The 15,732-nt window shown below is 52.4% G+C and carries 20 protein-coding genes; 12 read left to right on the top strand and 8 right to left on the bottom strand.

What is annotated here, in order from left to right:
• The first annotated feature begins 240 nt into the window (after positions 1–240).
• On the top strand, positions 241–624 hold the full coding sequence (bssR, locus tag CWM61_RS18200) for a biofilm formation regulator BssR (protein WP_100631669.1): 384 nt from the start codon (positions 241–243) through the stop codon (positions 622–624).
• A gap of 115 nt (positions 625–739) precedes the next feature.
• Positions 740–1,849 (top strand): PQQ-dependent sugar dehydrogenase, encoded by a 1,110-nt coding sequence (locus CWM61_RS18195; protein ID WP_100631668.1) that lies wholly within the window; start codon positions 740–742, stop codon positions 1,847–1,849.
• Between the two features lie 2 nt (positions 1,850–1,851).
• Here the strand turns inward: CWM61_RS18195 and CWM61_RS18190 are convergent, their stop codons facing one another.
• Complete coding sequence (locus CWM61_RS18190) at positions 1,852–2,478, bottom strand: glutathione S-transferase family protein (RefSeq protein WP_100631667.1); 627 nt, start codon at positions 2,476–2,478, stop codon at positions 1,852–1,854.
• 255 nt (positions 2,479–2,733) lie between these two features.
• On the opposite strand from CWM61_RS18190, the gene dacC reads away from it, so the two are divergent.
• Positions 2,734–3,936 carry a serine-type D-Ala-D-Ala carboxypeptidase gene (gene dacC, locus CWM61_RS18185; protein WP_004201290.1) on the top strand — a complete coding sequence of 401 codons (1,203 nt, stop codon included), beginning with the start codon at positions 2,734–2,736 and terminating at the stop codon, positions 3,934–3,936.
• A gap of 39 nt (positions 3,937–3,975) precedes the next feature.
• Here dacC and deoR read toward each other — a convergent pair whose 3' ends face one another.
• Entirely contained in the window at positions 3,976–4,734 is a 759-nt protein-coding gene (gene deoR, locus CWM61_RS18180; RefSeq protein ID WP_004151717.1) for a DNA-binding transcriptional repressor DeoR, read from the bottom strand.
• Positions 4,735–4,836: 102 nt separating this feature from the next.
• Positions 4,837–5,430 carry an undecaprenyl-diphosphate phosphatase gene (ybjG, locus tag CWM61_RS18175; protein ID WP_074386446.1) on the bottom strand — a complete coding sequence of 198 codons (594 nt, stop codon included), beginning with the start codon at positions 5,428–5,430 and terminating at the stop codon, positions 4,837–4,839.
• Positions 5,431–5,772: 342 nt separating this feature from the next.
• Between ybjG and kdeA the strand changes: the two genes are divergently transcribed.
• Positions 5,773–7,005: a multidrug efflux MFS transporter KdeA gene (gene kdeA, locus CWM61_RS18165; protein ID WP_008805806.1), complete on the top strand. Its 1,233-nt coding sequence runs from the start codon at positions 5,773–5,775 to the stop codon at positions 7,003–7,005.
• A gap of 39 nt (positions 7,006–7,044) precedes the next feature.
• On the opposite strand, the gene CWM61_RS18160 is transcribed toward kdeA, so the two are convergent.
• Positions 7,045–7,857, bottom strand: a complete 813-nt coding sequence (locus CWM61_RS18160; RefSeq protein WP_074386445.1) for a Cof-type HAD-IIB family hydrolase — start codon at positions 7,855–7,857, stop codon at positions 7,045–7,047.
• Entirely contained in the window at positions 7,857–9,059 is a 1,203-nt protein-coding gene (locus tag CWM61_RS18155) for an MFS transporter (RefSeq protein WP_008805808.1), read from the bottom strand. Before CWM61_RS18155 ends, CWM61_RS18160 begins: the two co-directional genes overlap by 1 nt.
• Before the next feature lie 82 nt (positions 9,060–9,141).
• Between CWM61_RS18155 and CWM61_RS18150 the strand changes: the two genes are divergently transcribed.
• Entirely contained in the window at positions 9,142–9,705 is a 564-nt protein-coding gene (locus CWM61_RS18150; RefSeq protein WP_032735116.1) for a TetR/AcrR family transcriptional regulator, read from the top strand.
• 453 nt (positions 9,706–10,158) lie between these two features.
• Entirely contained in the window at positions 10,159–10,965 is an 807-nt protein-coding gene (locus tag CWM61_RS18145) for a putative phage abortive infection protein (protein WP_100631666.1), read from the top strand.
• Positions 10,966–10,973: 8 nt separating this feature from the next.
• Here the strand turns inward: CWM61_RS18145 and CWM61_RS18140 are convergent, their stop codons facing one another.
• The 3 genes from CWM61_RS18140 to CWM61_RS18130 form a co-directional block, all read right to left on the bottom strand.
• Positions 10,974–12,002 (bottom strand): tyrosine-type recombinase/integrase, encoded by a 1,029-nt coding sequence (locus tag CWM61_RS18140; protein ID WP_100631665.1) that lies wholly within the window; start codon positions 12,000–12,002, stop codon positions 10,974–10,976.
• A 52-nt stretch (positions 12,003–12,054) separates the two neighbouring features.
• Complete coding sequence (locus CWM61_RS18135; protein WP_100631664.1) at positions 12,055–13,137, bottom strand: hypothetical protein; 1,083 nt, start codon at positions 13,135–13,137, stop codon at positions 12,055–12,057.
• A 92-nt stretch (positions 13,138–13,229) separates the two neighbouring features.
• Positions 13,230–13,823: a phage repressor protein CI gene (locus CWM61_RS18130; RefSeq protein WP_165785282.1), complete on the bottom strand. Its 594-nt coding sequence runs from the start codon at positions 13,821–13,823 to the stop codon at positions 13,230–13,232.
• A 95-nt stretch (positions 13,824–13,918) separates the two neighbouring features.
• Here CWM61_RS18130 and CWM61_RS18125 point away from each other — a divergent pair, with 95 nt between their 5' ends.
• From CWM61_RS18125 to CWM61_RS18100, 6 genes are all read left to right on the top strand, one after another.
• On the top strand, positions 13,919–14,140 hold the full coding sequence (locus CWM61_RS18125) for a hypothetical protein (protein ID WP_012016743.1): 222 nt from the start codon (positions 13,919–13,921) through the stop codon (positions 14,138–14,140).
• A gap of 32 nt (positions 14,141–14,172) precedes the next feature.
• Positions 14,173–14,682 carry a phage regulatory CII family protein gene (locus CWM61_RS18120; RefSeq protein WP_100631663.1) on the top strand — a complete coding sequence of 170 codons (510 nt, stop codon included), beginning with the start codon at positions 14,173–14,175 and terminating at the stop codon, positions 14,680–14,682.
• A 7-nt stretch (positions 14,683–14,689) separates the two neighbouring features.
• Positions 14,690–14,890, top strand: coding sequence for a phage filamentation protein Fil family protein (locus CWM61_RS18115; protein ID WP_100631662.1), 201 nt, complete (start codon positions 14,690–14,692; stop codon positions 14,888–14,890).
• Positions 14,854–15,195, top strand: a complete 342-nt coding sequence (locus tag CWM61_RS18110; protein WP_100631661.1) for a DUF5347 domain-containing protein — start codon at positions 14,854–14,856, stop codon at positions 15,193–15,195. The genes CWM61_RS18115 and CWM61_RS18110 overlap by 37 nt, the downstream gene beginning before the upstream one ends.
• A 67-nt stretch (positions 15,196–15,262) precedes the next feature.
• Positions 15,263–15,499, top strand: coding sequence for a DUF2732 family protein (locus CWM61_RS18105; protein WP_100631660.1), 237 nt, complete (start codon positions 15,263–15,265; stop codon positions 15,497–15,499).
• Complete coding sequence (locus tag CWM61_RS18100; RefSeq protein ID WP_100631659.1) at positions 15,499–15,726, top strand: TraR/DksA family transcriptional regulator; 228 nt, start codon at positions 15,499–15,501, stop codon at positions 15,724–15,726. Before CWM61_RS18105 ends, CWM61_RS18100 begins: the two co-directional genes overlap by 1 nt.
• Positions 15,727–15,732 lie beyond the last annotated feature (6 nt).

The following is a 15,732-nucleotide window of genomic DNA, read 5'->3' as shown; positions in this document are numbered from 1 at the left end:
ATATATTGTGATCATTGCAGCACTATTTTCGCCTTTTAATGACAGTAATTGCGATTTGATTTCTTTCTGAAATTAATTGTGATCGTATAACATTGTCTTTGTTATATACCTTACAAAGCGGTAAGGTTGTCACATTGTAAAGGGTGTTAAAGGCTTGGAAATAATTGACCTGGCGCATCATTTTGCACAAAAAATAACCGTATTATGAGAAGGGTAAAGGACGACAGAGGAGGAACTGTGATGACCGTTGACAGACAATATCGCCACCTTTTGCAGAAGCTCATCAATGCCAATATCGATATTGATGCCTATCTGCAGCTGCGAAAGGCCAAAGGCTACATGTCAGTCAGCGAAAATGACCATCTGCGTGATAACTTGTTTGAGCTGTGCTGTGAAATGCGTGCGCAGGCCCCGCGCCTGCAGAATGTCATTTCACCGGAGGAGAAGGAGGCCCTTCGCCTGGCTGGCGAGTCCATCGCCGCCGCTGCAGTATGCCTGATGAGCGGGCATCATGATTGCCCACTGTACATTGCGGTTAACGTAGAGAAGCTAGAACGCTGTCTGACAGGATTGACTTCAAATATTCATAAATTGAATGAATTGGCGCCAATCACCCATGCCTGATCGGCTGAAACCCAGGGGAAGTAGACGCTTCCCCTGTTAAAGGTTATGTAAAAATCCCCGCGCAACTTTCCCCGCTGGCTACCCTTTAGCGCAGAGCTGACTAAAGGAGAATGCTATGCGTCCGATCCCGCTGCTGTTGATATTGAGCGCCTTAGCGCTGCCGGCGTTAAGCCAGGCCGCGGTGCGGGTGGAGGTATTGCAAAACCGGCTGGCCCATCCGTGGGGTCTGGCGTTTCTCCCCGACGATCAGGGCATGTTGATTACCCTGCGCGGCGGCGAGCTCAAGCGCTGGCAGCCAGGTAAAGGACTGTCGGCGCCGATATCCGGCGTGCCGCAGGTGTGGGCCAACGGCCAGGGCGGCTTACTGGATGTAGCGCTGGCGCCGGATTTTGCGCAGTCGCGACGGGTATGGCTGAGCTATGCGGAAAGCGACGCCAGTGGCAAAGCGGGCACCGCGGTAGGCTACGGGCGGTTAAGCGAGGATGCCACCCAACTGACGAACTTTACCGTGGTGTTTCGCCAGCAGCCGAAACTCTCCGTTGGCAATCATTTCGGTGGCCGGCTGGTGTTCGACGGCAAAGGGTATCTGTTTATCGGTCTGGGAGAGAACAATCAGCGCGCCACCGCCCAGGATCTCAGCAAGCTGCAGGGGAAAGTGGTTCGCCTGACGGACGCGGGGGACGTTCCGCCGGATAACCCCTTTGTCGGCCGGGCTGACGCCAGGCCGGAGATCTGGGCCTACGGTATTCGCAATCCGCAGGGCATGGCGATGAACCCATGGAGTGACGCGCTGTGGCTCAATGAGCACGGCCCACGCGGCGGGGATGAAATTAACATCCCACAGGCGGGGAAAAACTACGGCTGGCCGCTGGCGACGCACGGCATTAACTACAGCGGCCTGCCGATCCCGGAGGCCAAGGGCAAGACGGCCCCGGGTACCGAACCCCCGCTGTATGTCTGGCCGGTCTCCCCCGGGGTGAGTGGGATGGCCTTTTACTCGGCGCAGACTTTTCCCCAGTGGCAGCACAAGCTGTTTATCGGCGCGCTGAAGGAGACGTCGCTTATCGTCTTATCGGTGGACGGTAATCAGGTCCGCGAGGAGGGGAGATTGCTGGAGGCGCGCGGGAAGCGTATCCGCGACGTCCGCGTGGGACCCGACGGCTATCTGTACGTATTAACCGACGAGTCTAACGGTGAACTGTTGCGTTTGAGCCCGGAGGGTTAACCTCAGGTGACCGGGATCTTCACGACCTCGTGCCAGGCGGGGCGCTGGCTAATCTGTTGATACCAGCGCTGCAGATGGGGCCGCGGTTGCCAGGTATCGAGGATCTCCAGCAGATTGTAGACAAAGGGGGCAACGGCAATATCGCCAAGGCCGAAGTGCTCGCCAGAGAGCCATGGCGTTTTCGCCAGTTCGTCATCAAGCATGGCAAACAGCGATTCACAGGCGCTGATCCCCGCGGCGATGGCCGCCGGGTCGCGCTGCTCCGGCGGCGTCCTGACCAGACCCATTAACACCGGGCGATGGGCGGGAGAGAGCGTCCCGTTGGACCAGTCCATCCACTTTTCCCCTTGCGCGCGCTGCGCCGGCGTGGCCAGCCACAGGCGATCGACGCCGTACTGCGCGGCAAGGTAGCGAATAATGGTATTTGATTCCCACAACACCACCCCGGTGGCATCGTCTTTTAACAGCGGCACCAGCCCGTTCGGGTTCATCGCCAGATATTCCGGGTCATGATTGAGACCAAACTCCAGCCCGGCGAGGATCTGCTCATAAGGAAGATCCAACTCCTCCAGCACCCAGCGTACTTTCTTCACGTTGGTCGAGTTATTACGTCCCCACAGTGTAATCATTTTCGCTCCTGAGTTTGTTTCACTGCCGTTGCAGCGCGATCGGCGATCATGTTGGGATAAAGTTAATATTTAGGCAATCACGATCAAAAAAGTTGTTCTGATTAAAGCACAGCGGCACGTTATTGCGTAAACTTTAAAAACTTTACCAACTCGCTGTTTCTTTAAGGTCATTTGTACGCTTTACTCACCGGTTGCTGCGGCGCGGTCAGAGTGGTGCGGCATATTTTGTTTGGAAAGGATACTTGGGTGGCTCTTATGATGCATGACGCTTTTTCCCTTCGCGGCCTCGCTGCAGGTTGCGCGCTGTTATTTCTTGTCGCACCTGCGGTGCAGGCTGCAGAACAACTCCCCGACGCCCCTTCGATTGACGCTCGCGCCTGGATCCTGATGGACTACGCCAGCGGGAAGGTGCTCAGCGAAGGCAATGCCGATGAAAAACTCGACCCGGCCAGTCTGACGAAGATCATGACCAGCTACGTGGTGGGGCAGGCGATAAAAGCGGGAAAAATCAAGCTCACCGATATGGTGACCGTCGGACGTGATGCCTGGGCGACCGGCAACCCGGCGCTGCGCGGCTCATCGGTGATGTTCCTCAAGCCTGGCATGCAGGTCTCGGTGGAAGATCTGAACAAAGGGGTCATTATTCAGTCCGGTAACGACGCCAGTATTGCGATTGCCGACTACGTGGCGGGCAGCCAGGATGCATTCGTCAGCCTGATGAACGGCTATGCCAAAAAAATGGGGCTGACCAACACCACCTTTATGACCGTCCACGGCCTTGATGCGCCGGGTCAGTTCAGTACCGCCCGCGATATGGCGCTGCTGACCAAAGCGATGATCCACGATGTGCCGGAAGAGTACGCGGTACATAAAGAGAAAGAGTTTACCTTCAATAAAATTCGCCAGCCGAACCGCAACCGTCTGCTGTGGAGCACCAACCTCAACGCCGATGGTGTGAAAACCGGGACCACCGCCGGGGCCGGCTATAACCTGGTCTCCTCGGCCACTCAGGGTGATATGCGTCTGATCGCCGTGGTGCTGGGGACCAAAACTGACCGCATTCGCTTTAACGAGTCAGAAAAACTGCTGACCTGGGGCTTCCGCTTCTATGAAACCGTGACGCCGATTAAACCGGATGCCACCTTCGTCACCCAGCGCGTATGGTTTGGCGACAGCAGCGAAGCGAAACTGGGAGCCGGCGAGGCGGGCTCTATCACCCTGCCGAAGGGCCAGCTGAAAAACCTGAAAGCCAGCTACACCTTAAATCAGCCGCAGCTTACCGCGCCGCTGGAAAAGGGGCAGGTGGTCGGGACTATCGACTTTAAGCTGAATGATAAAACCATCGAACAGCGCCCGCTGATCGTCATGGAGCCGGTGAAAGAGGGCGGCTTCTTCAGCCGGATGATCGACTTCGTGCTGATGAAACTGCACGGCTGGTTCGGCAGCTGGTTCTCCTGATGCCATGACCGCGCCCGGCGGGGCGCGGTCAGTGACGCCTCAATACAGCAGGGAGATCTGCTGCGCCTTCGCCAGCGCGACCAGCTCATCATCCGGGCAGATATCGCTGGCGATCACGTCAAATTTCGCTAACGCCCCCATGCGCGCCGGACGCACTTTGCCAAACTTGCTGTGGTCGACCACCAGCACATGGTAGCGCGCGTGACGCATCGCCCAGTGCTTGACCGGCAGCTCCTCCAGGTTATAGCAGGTCGCCCCCTGCTCGCAGTCAATGCCCGCCGCCGAGTAAAAGGCGATGTCGGGGCTCAGATGGCTGAGGGTATCTTCAAGGCTCAGCGGCATAAAAATCGCGTTGCTGGCGTGAAATTCCCCACCGCACAGGACCGCGCGGCACTGCGGTTTCTCCTGCAGGGCCAGGAAGGTATTCAGGGAGTAACAGACGCCGGTGAAGGGCAGGGCATCATCGATGGCGTCAATGATCCACGGCGTGGTGGTCCCGCAGTCGAAGAAGGCCATCTGATGGGCCTCCAGCAGCGCGGCTGCATGGCGAGCGGCGCGGCGTTTTTCCTCGACCAGCCGGGTTTTTTGATCGCTGAGCAGGTAATGGGTGGCGCTGCGCGGCTCCAGCACAATGTATCCGCCGAGCAGCACAACCGGGCCGCTATGGCCATTGAGGTCGCGACGAATGGTCATTTCCGAGACCCCAAGCAGGGAGGCGGCTTCTTTCAGATGCAGCTTATCGCTGCGCTTGAGTGCCTGAATGAGCTGACTGATACGTTCGTCACGGCGAGTTTCCATATTCCCTCTGCGCTAAAATCGCCCTGCGGGGGCAGGGCGTTAGCGGGATTTTACCTGTCGCTTACGGGTTAGTCACGCGGTGGCCGCAGCGACAGCTGGCGTTTAGCCGCGTACCCAGCCTTTGCGGATCGGCAAGGAGAAGCAGAGACGATACAGTCGCTGCAACTGGCGATACAGCGCCGGGCCGAACGTATGCCAGATCAGCGCCGCGCCAAGGCAGCCGCACATTCCGGCCAGCAGACCGCCGACCATATCCAGTGGCCAGTGTACGCCGAGATAGACGCGGGACCAGGCGATGGCGGTGGCAATGGCCATCAGCAGGGCGCCGGACCACAGGCGGTGCCAGAACAGAAAAGCCAGGGCAAAGGTAAAGCTGACGGTGCCGTGATCGCTGGGGAAGGAGTCGTCCGCCGCGTGATGCAGGAAGTTATAGCCCACGCCAGCGACAAACGGCCGATCGTGCGGATAGAGGTGGCCGATCGCCCACGACACGGTCAGGCTAATCATTAGCGCCAGCATCAGCTTAAACACCATCTGCCGCTGGGCAGGCCCCCACAGCCATAATGTCACTACCAGCAAGGGCACGATCAGAATCAGATCTTTGGCGATCAGGATCGCCACCTCAATGGCCCACTGCGGCGAGGCCGGCGTCGCGTTGATCAGGGCGAACAGCGCGTAGTTAATATTTTCCAGCATAGACTTCCAGGCTCGTTGGTCCGATAGCAAATAAGCCGCCTACCCTAAAAAAAAGCGGTGTGGAGATAAAGCAGCATTGTCTTAAAGATCAGGTTGTTATGAAATAGCGCATGTTGAGAAGCCGCGCTAACACCCTGAAAAGCGTCAGTATATCGTTTGTCACATTGCTGAAACATAAACGGAATATATACGCAGGCTGAATAGCAGGGGGAGAGTCCGGACGGCGGCGCGCAATTCGCAATCGCGCAATTCGCAATATTGTGCGGTGTCACCCACAATTCACTATCTCCGCGCCGGGAGTTTCATTAAACTTTGCGCGATTTTTGATAGATAAGAGATTTCATGCAAAATTATTCGCTTTCAGGCCGCCGCCTCGGAAGGCAGGCGTTGCTGTTCCCGTTATGTCTGGTGCTGTACGAGTTTTCCACCTATATCGGCAACGATATGATCCAGCCGGGTATGCTGGCCGTGGTTCAGGAGTTTCAGGTGGGCAACGAATGGGTACCTACCTCGATGACCGCCTATCTGGCCGGCGGCATGTTTTTACAGTGGCTGCTGGGGCCGCTGTCGGACCGTATTGGCCGCCGCCCGGTGATGTTGACCGGGGTGGTGTGGTTTATCGTCACCTGCCTGGCGACGCTGCTGGCGCAGACCATTGAGCAGTTTACCCTGCTGCGCTTCCTGCAGGGGATTAGCCTGTGCTTTATCGGCGCGGTAGGCTATGCGGCGATCCAGGAGTCCTTTGAGGAGGCGGTGTGTATCAAAATCACCGCCCTGATGGCCAACGTGGCGCTGATTGCCCCGCTGCTGGGGCCGCTGGTGGGCGCCGCCTGGGTGCACGTGCTGCCGTGGGAGATGATGTTCGTCCTGTTCGCCGTGCTGGCGGCCATCTCGTTCGTCGGGCTGCAGCGGGCGATGCCGGAAACCGCGACGCGGTTGGGCGAAAAACTGTCGGTCAAAGAGCTGGGTCGCGATTATCGCCTGGTGCTGAAAAACCTGCGCTTCGTCGCTGGCGCGCTGGCGACGGGCTTTGTCAGCCTGCCGTTGCTGGCGTGGATTGCCCAGTCGCCGGTCATTATTATCAGCGGCGAACAGGCCACCAGCTATGAGTATGGCATGCTGCAGGTGCCGATTTTCGGCGCGCTGATTGCCGGTAACCTGGTGCTGGCGCGCCTCACTTCGCGCCGTACCGTGCGCTCGCTGATTATCATGGGCGGCTGGCCGATCATGTTTGGTCTGATCCTCTCCGCGGCGGCGACCGTGGTTTCTTCCCACGCTTATCTGTGGATGACCGCCGGCCTGAGCTTCTACGCCTTCGGAATTGGCCTCGCGAATGCCGGGCTGGTGCGCTTAACGCTGTTCGCCAGCGAGATGAGCAAAGGCACGGTCTCGGCGGCGATGGGAATGCTGCAGATGCTGATCTTCACTGTCGGCATCGAGCTCAGCAAACATGCTTATGAGCTGGGGGGCAACGGCTTGTTCAGCCTGTTTAACCTGCTGGGCGGGGTACTGTGGCTGGGGCTGATGATCTACTTCCTGAAAGATAAAAGCGTCGGCAATTCGCAGCAGGCGTAACCGGTGGCAAACCCGGATGCGCTCGCATCCGGGGTCTTATCAGGCGAACGGCGCTTCGCGATTTAACACCTTATCAATAATCTGCAGCACGCCTTCTTCGTTGTTGTGCGGCGCGTGATGGCTGGCGACAGCTTTGACGTCTTCCCGGGCGTTGGCCATGGCAAAGCCAAATCCGGCGTGCTGCAGCATCTCGATATCATTGCCGCTATCGCCGAACGCCACCACCTCATGATCCTCAATGCCCCAGCGCTGCTGCAAAATGCGCAAGCCGTTGGCTTTGTGCACCCCAGGCATAATTAAGTCAATACTGCCGTAGCCGGTGGCCACCGCGGTGACCATATCCCCCAGCGCCGCGTGCAGCTTCGGCTGAATTTCCGGGATCAGGCTGTCCGGTACATTGAGACCAAATTTGAGGATCGCGTCATCAAGGTGGTTAAAATCATCCACCAGTTCGAGGCGGTGATAATACTTCGCCGCCACCGTCTTCAGCGCGTCGTTATAGCGGTTGAGCGTGTAGGCGCTGCGCTTCCCGCAGGCGATGATTTCGATATTCGGCAGGGTCTGCAGATGATCGACCACGGCGTTGAAATGGTGGGCCGGCAGCTGGCAGTTGAAGACGTCTTCATTGCCGCTCACCACCCAGCCGCCGTTTTCCGCCACAAAGGCGATCTGATGGGCGATCTCCGGGAAAAAGGAGATCAGCTGATAATATTGGTTGCCGCTGGCGACCACGAAGCGAATATTCTGTTCACGCATTCGCTGGTACTGGGCGAGGAAGCGCGGCCGGTTGTAAGTTTTGGCATCGCTTAAAAAGGTGCCGTCCATATCCACCGCAATCAGTTTGATGCTCATTAGCTGTTCTCCATAACGGGTTCAGATTGTGGCTTAGCCACCGCGCGGGCGACCAGTGCCGCCACCATGACCAGACCCAGCACCACCATCATGGCGCTGCGCAGGCCGAAGTGTTCGCCGAGGAAGCCCAGCAGCGGCGGCCCGACGAGGAAAGCAAGATAACCGGTGATCGCCACCACGCTGACGCGCTTGGGCGCGTCCGGCCCGGTATCGCTGGCGGCGGAGATGGTCAGCGGGAAACCGAGCGAGGCGCCGATGCCCCACAGCAGTACCGAGATGCCCGCCACCCAGGGGTTATCGACGAAGATGATCAGGCCAATACCCAGGGCGCCCATCACCGCGCTGCCGCGGACCACCGTCACCCGGCTGTAGCGATCGATAAACCAGCCGCCGGTAAAGCGGCCCAGCGTCATCCCGAGGGTGAAGCCAGCATAGATCAGCGAGCCGGAGGTGGGGCTAAAGCCGTGGCCGTCCACCATCAGCAGCGGCAGCCAGTCGTTGGCCGAACCTTCGGCAAAGGCCATCGCCAGGACGATGACCCCGATCAGCAGCAACTGCGCGTCGCGCCATACCGGCAGACCCTTCGCCTCACCGTGGGCGGCTTCGGCGGCATTTTTACCGGTGCCATCGGGAATGGCGCGGATGGCAATGGCGATGGGCAGGATAGCCACCAGCGCAGCCGCCAGGATGTGCGGGGCGGCAGGCAGGCCGAATCCGGTCACTGCCATGCCCACTCCGGCGCCGAACAGGGTGCCAAAGCTGTAGAAGCCATGCATCATCGGCAGCACCGTTTTATTCATCTCCCGCTCGATGGCCGCGCCTTCGACGTTAATAGCGACTTCTGCGGAGCCAAAGCTGGCGCCAAAGATGGCCAGGCCGAAGGCGAACAGCGGGGCGGAAGAGACCCACAGCGCCAGGCTGAGCACCAGCATGCCGAGTACGGCGAAGGACATGGTGGTGCGGATGACCTTGCGGGTACCAAAGCGCTTCACCAGCCACGCTGAGCAGAGAATACCGCTCATCGACCCCACCGACAGACCAAACAGCACCACGCCCATTTCTGCCGTAGAAAGCATCAACTGATCGCGGATCGCCGGCGTGCGGGTGGCCCAGGAGGCCATTAATAAGCCGGGGATGAAAAAGAACATAAACAGCGCCCAAAGCCGAAGCTGGAGCGCTCTGCGCGAGGTTTGCGTCGTCATCCGTAAACGCCTTAAAGGAGAAGAGTGAAGACAACAGTAGCAAGCATGTGTACATTTGTACATAAACCGGAAGAGGAAAATTATGGCCCGTAGACCGAACGATCCGCAGCGCCGCGAGCGCATCCTGCAGGCGACGCTGGACACCATCGCGGCGCACGGCGTCCAGGCGGTGACGCACCGCAAAATCGCCCTCTGCGCGAATGTGCCGCTGGGGTCGTTGACCTATTATTTCAGCGGCATCGAGGCGCTGGTTGAGGAGGCGTTCAGCCTGTTTACCGCCGAGATGTCGGCGCAGTATCAGCAATGCTTTGCCGGGGTAACGAACCGGGAACAAGCCTGCGATGCCATCGCGGAGCTGATCTTCAGCGCCCAGGTGACCACGGCGCGCAATATGGAGCTGATGTACCAGCTGTACGCGTTCTGCAGCAGCCAGCCGGCGCTAAAGGGGGTGATGCAGAACTGGATGCGGCGCAGCCAGCAGACGCTGGAGCAATGGTTCGCCGCTGACACCGCCCGCGGTCTTGACGCCTTTATTGAAGGGATGACCTTGCACTTTGTCACCGACCGCGCGCCGCTGTCGAAGGCGGCAATCCGGCTGCTGGTTGGGCAGCTGGCGGGGGAGAGGGCGCAGGAAGAGGGGCGCTGAGGCGGCGTTTCACCCGTAATGGCTAAATGCAGGCAACAAAAAACCCATTTATGTAAACAGGTTGGTGAAAACAATGACTTACAAGATTATCAATGAGTTAGGTGGGTGATGAAAGGTGGCGATTAAGGGGTAGTGCCAACCATTGCCGCCACTTTGTCGCCACTTGGTCAAAGAGGCTACATCTTTGAGCACGACAGATTTTGAACATCACTAGTAGATATTAGGATATCTTGATTTAGTAGCCTCTTATATTTTTTAAACTGGCAGAAATTCGTATCGTTACTGATTTTATAATTAATATCGAATTGCTAGTGTTTTGCTAGTTAATTTTTTGGCAAGATGTTTATTTACAATGAGAAATATTTAGAGGATAATCATAATTTATAATTCCATAGGACTGAATCCCTGTTATTCTTAATGGCAGAGTGAATGATAAATTTGATATGGTGAAAAATGACTAAAGGCGAAAAAATACTTGCTGCTGTTGTTTCAGTGTTTTGTTTGATTTGCTTGCGAGAATTAATTATGGATATAATCTATTTGTTTTTTAACTTGGCATCAAAGGCAGCGAAAAAAACAGAGTTAGTTCAATTCTTTGTTGCATTTGGTACAATGTCTTCTGTTGTTGTTGCACTATATATATCAATAAAAAACAATAGACGAGATACATTCGAAAGAAATTTTTCTTTACTACTAGAACAACATAACCAACAATTAAATACACTAATTTCTAAGGATGATTTTGGGAGTAAACTGTCGACTATTTTAGGGTTCGCTGAGGATAAAGATTTATTTTCTGCAAACGAGCGAATGCACAAACTGGATACATATTATGGAAGTTACTTTAGGGTCCTTTATTACTTATTAAAGCATGTTGATAGAAATTATTATGGCTTCTTCTTTGTATATAAGAAAAAGAAATTTTACACAAGCATGGTCCGGTCTTTTTTAAATTCTGAAATAACGTTACTTCTTATTATAAATGTAGCACACGCTAAAAGTGGCAATCAATACTACGAATATAGATGTTTAATTGAAAAATACGTTTTTTTAGAACACCTAATTCTAGATGGAGACGCTTTTATTTCCGGGTGTTCAGATGCAGTAAGCAACGGAATACAGATGGAAGATGCGATGGACTCAGATTCTTACATAACAAAATTACGAATTTTCGAAGACATATGTAAAGAGTATCCACTATCTTCTTTTGGTGAAAATGACTGGAAGGATAATGTGATAAAGGTTAAGAATAAAAAATGAATACAGTATTACTTCTGGGAGTTATTCGTCATTGTAGCAATAGGATTGAATTTTAATGCTGATTCAAGATGATCGGGTGCTAAGTGAGCATAGCGCATAGTCATTTTTATATCATGATGTCCAAGGATCTTCTGGAGAGCTAGGATGTTTCCACCGGACATCATAAAATGTGCTGCAAACGTATGTCGTAAGACGTGAGTAAGCTGCCCACGCGGTAGTACGATCGAGGTTCTATCCATCACAGCTAAAAACTGGAAGTAGCAGTCAGTAAAAAACTTGAAGCCATCCAGGGCAATGATTTCTTCATACAGCCCTTTGCTGATCGGAATGCTGCGGTTCTTTTTGCCTTTGGTTCTGACAAATGTGATTCGGTATTTCGTGACTTGGGAACGAGTGAGGTTCACGGCCTCGCGCCAGCGTGCTCCTGTGCTTAGACAGATTTTAACAACCAGAGCGAGCAGGGCATTTTGGCGCTCGCAGTCGTACAAAAGCTCTGTGATTTGTTCATGTGTTAGCCAAGCCATTTCTTTTTCGGCGATGGAGAATTTGCGCATATTTTCAAGTGGGTTTGGTGCTGTCCATTCGCCGAGCCGGGTCAGTTCGCTATACACTCCGCTCAGATAGCTTTGCTCCAGATTGATCGTGACCGGGCTGGCACCTTTCTTCCATTTCTCGCTAAAATAGATTTCACCGGTCAGGCGTTTGTCACGATAATGTGCGAACAATTTCGAGCTGAGATCAATGGCGAGAGGGTTTCCGAGTGCATCGACCATCAGGACCAGCTTGTTATAAACATGCTCGCCAGCGGTCAAAGATATGCCGTGCAGCTTGAACCAGAGATCAATTATGTCTTTTAGAGTCCGACGGTCTACTGATTCACCCAACCAGGGCTTAGCCTCCGTCTCATCCATCGTGTGGCGTTCAAAAGCCAGTGCTTCGCCTTTGGTGGCGAACTGCTTACGCACACGGCGCCCGCTGCGCCCGGCGGGGTAGCATTCGCAAATCCATTTTCCTGTGCCGAGTTTTCGTACTGCCATAAAAAAGCCCTCATGTGTGAGAGCTGAATTTAACTGTATACATAAACAGTAGTCAATGTTTGTTGAGCTCATTGGTATACATGTTCATTTTTAACTTGGCATTATAACGCTCAAAATCCTCGTCAAGCGATTTAGAAATATTGGATGCGAATCCATAAACTTCTGGGGCTTCAATCTCAACAGTTTTGCTAAACATATCCCCATAAAAATAATGTCGCTCATTAAAAACGTTAATATAATAGTATAATGTGTCTTTTATTTGCAAACGTTTATTCATTAAGCCACAAATAGATGAGATAAGCTCTATTGAGTATTTTAAATCTTTTTTGAACTCATCCTCATCATAGTAGGTTGTTACTATTTTAAGGGTTCCAACATCATTTTTAAGCATGTATAAATAATTTTTGTCAGATTTCTTTATGCTTATGGTTAGCTTTTTATTTATTTCATTTATTGCATTTGCTACTCTATTGAAATCATCAACCTTACCACGTAGGTTATCCTTCCTTATCTTTGAACGTGAAAGATAAGATGAGGCTGTGTTAAGCAGGGTTTGAATATCATTAATTTTATCTGATATGTCATTAATTACTAATCCAGATTCATAAGACGATTTTTCAAAAAGATTATTATAAAGTTTGTAAGGTTCGCTAACCTTCTTTTCAAATTCTCCATCTTTTGTTTTTAATATGTGTGTCGGGAATTTAGATAATGCTTCTGTGATATATTTGTGATGTGCAAAAAAACTATCACCCATATTCTTTTTTCTTGTGACTTCTAACTGAGAGGCCGTTTGAATTGTTCTGTGTATGTGTGCAACTATGGCAACCAAAGGAATGGATAAAGACCAAACACCAATTGGTAGTTTAAAAATAGTTAAGAAATTTTGATAGCCGACATGACTTAGATTTAATTTTATAGTGCTGTCATACCAAATGGGTAAACAAAGTGAAGTTGCTAATAAAAGAGGTCCAGCAATAGCAATTTTGAAAAGACGTTGCTTCGATAAACTTTCGTCAGTAAATTCAAAGAAGCTCAATATATATCTATTAAATTTGTCTAAAAAAATGAATGTCAAAATAATCGCAATCAGAAAACCAATCAGTATAGTTTTTATATTTAATAAGTCGTCCATTACTTGCTTCTCTCACGTGTAGCTAAAAATGCTAGAAGTTGCTGTAAATTAAAAATGATAACGTTTGTTTCCCGAGACATAAAAAATCCCTTTTATTTAATGCAGCTAATGAGCACCTTTGCGAGGATCTCTATATCTGCTAATGCACACTCAAACGAACGATTACCGCCGTCAATAAGGAGTCGGCTTCCCGGAAGGCGAGTTAAAGTCCGAAGTAGAACCTGACCATCAATACTCACTAGCCATTTGCCATCACGGACATCTTCAAACTCGGTGTCACAGATAAATTCTGAATCATGTTCTGCAACCACAATTGGTTTCCTAAGATTTTCTGGAAGAAATGCTTTATCGAAGATGTAAGAACCCGCCGCTTTTAGCTTGCCTGCGGATACAACATGTCTATCAAGCTCTATTGTGTTTTCTTTTTGTGAACTTTCTCTGCGTCCTTCCCCACATGTAAGCCATTTTAGTGAGACTCCAGTTTCAAGGGCGCACTGGATTATCCAATCGGCAGGAAAGGTATCCCTCATGTACCGGTTAGCCAATGTACTTTTTGACACTTCTAAGTGGTCAGCAAGGGCTTGCCGTGTTGTAAAACCATATGCTTCGACCAATCGCTCAATCGCAGCCTTGCCACCCTGATTGGGATTTATTTTGATCTCACTTGGGTACTTTAATGTTGACATATCTCTTATGCGATCCTAGTATCAATTTAGTTCCCATTTGGGTACTTGTCACGATTACAAACGGCTCACCACAAGCCAATAGGAGATGTTGCATCATGACCCCTAATATTTCAATCACTCTGAACACACCGCACGTCACAATTGAACGCTATAGCGAGCTAACTGGTCTGCCTGTTGACACCATAAACGATATGCTTGCAGATGGTCGGTTGCCTCGTCACCGCCTGCGCAAAGATAAGAAGCGTGAAAAGGTAATGATTAACATCGTTGCTTTAACCGTTGATGCACTCTCAGATTGCAACGTGACTATCAATTAGTTCCATTTTGAGACTTCACGGAGAAACTGACTATGTTTGACTATCGCATATCAAAACATCCCCATTTCAATGAGGCCTGCCGGGCCTTCGCGCTGCGTCACAACATGGCGAAGCTGGCAGAACGTGCAGGTATGAATGTTCAAACCCTGCGTAATAAGCTCAACCCGGAGCAACCGCACCAGCTCACAGCGCCAGACATATGGCTTCTGACCGATCTCACCGAAGACTCAGCGCTGGTTGATGGATTTCTGGCGCAGATTCATTGCCTGCCATGCGTACCTACCAATGAAGTCGCACGGGAGAAAATGCCGCAGTACGTCCTGAAAGCCACCGCCGAGATCGGCCGTGTCGCTGCCAGTGCGGTTTCTGGTGTTCCACTGAACGCGACCACCCGCCGGCAGGTTGTCGAAAGCGTCAACTCCGTTACTCGGCTGATGGCACTTACCGCGATTTCACTGCAGGCGCGTTTACAGGCTAACCCTGCAATGGCAAGTGTCATCGATACCATGACAGGTCTTGGCTCTTCGTTTGGTCTGAGCTGAGGTGTTTATGCTGAACAATGACCCCTCATTTGCGTCGCTTCTCGTTAAGAAAAGCCCGGCAATGCACTGCGGCCACGGCTGGATTATCGGGAAGGATGGTAAGCGCTGGCATCCGTGCCGCTCGCAGGATGCGCTTTTGGCCGACCTGTCCACTATCCAACAGAGGAAACCATGGCTATTGAAGGTCCTGCAGCGACTGTTCCACTGAGTACCGGTCAGCGCCTGAATGGGCTGAACCATATCGCTGAGCTGAGAGCAAAAGTGTTTGGTCTGAATATTGAGCGGGAACTGGAACGGTTTATTAATGAGATGCGCGATCCCCGCGACATTGACCACAAACAAAACGAGAGGGCACTGGCCGCCATATTCTTCATGGCAAAAATTCCGGCAGAACGTCACAGCGTCAATATTAATGAGCTGACCACTGACGAAACGCGGGAGCTGATTAAAGCAATGAATCATTTTCGTGCAGTGGTGAGCTTATTTCCCAAACGGCTAACCATGCCGAACTAACCCAAAAAAGAAATTAATGGCGTAAACCCGTCGGGCATTCTTTTGCCCAAATTCAGGAGAACTGATTATGCGAAATAGTGAAACACGCACCACCAAAACTGGACAAGATGATGCTGGTTTATTCCAGCTGTTTAACGAGACCCGTTTGGATGAGCGTAAAAGCTGCGCCTTTGCCGTTTCCATCCGCATGGAGGCACTGGCGATCCACATTCTGAAAGAGGGGATGAATGGAGTGGAGGCGGCAGAACTGCTGCGCCGCGAAGTTGCCCGTTATGAAGCTGAATCACGCGGGGACTGGCACTGATGGCTGATTCCATGGATCTCGTTCAGCAGCGCGTCGAAGAAAACCTGCAGCGCCATATCCAGAACGCTCGTACAAGGAAGCCAGGTGCCGCTCGCGTTCTTTGCATCGACTGCGACACGCCAATTCCAACTGCTCGCAGACAAGCTATCCCTGGCGTGCAGTGCTGCGTCACATGCCAGGAAATCGCTGAGCTGAAAGGGAAGCACTACACCCGAGGAGCGCAGTGAGCTTCG

It is taken from the genome of Klebsiella sp. K-Nf6, from assembly GCF_002806655.1.
GTDB lineage: Bacteria > Pseudomonadota > Gammaproteobacteria > Enterobacterales > Enterobacteriaceae > Klebsiella > Klebsiella variicola.
This window is presented reverse-complemented; position numbering and strand designations above follow the sequence as displayed.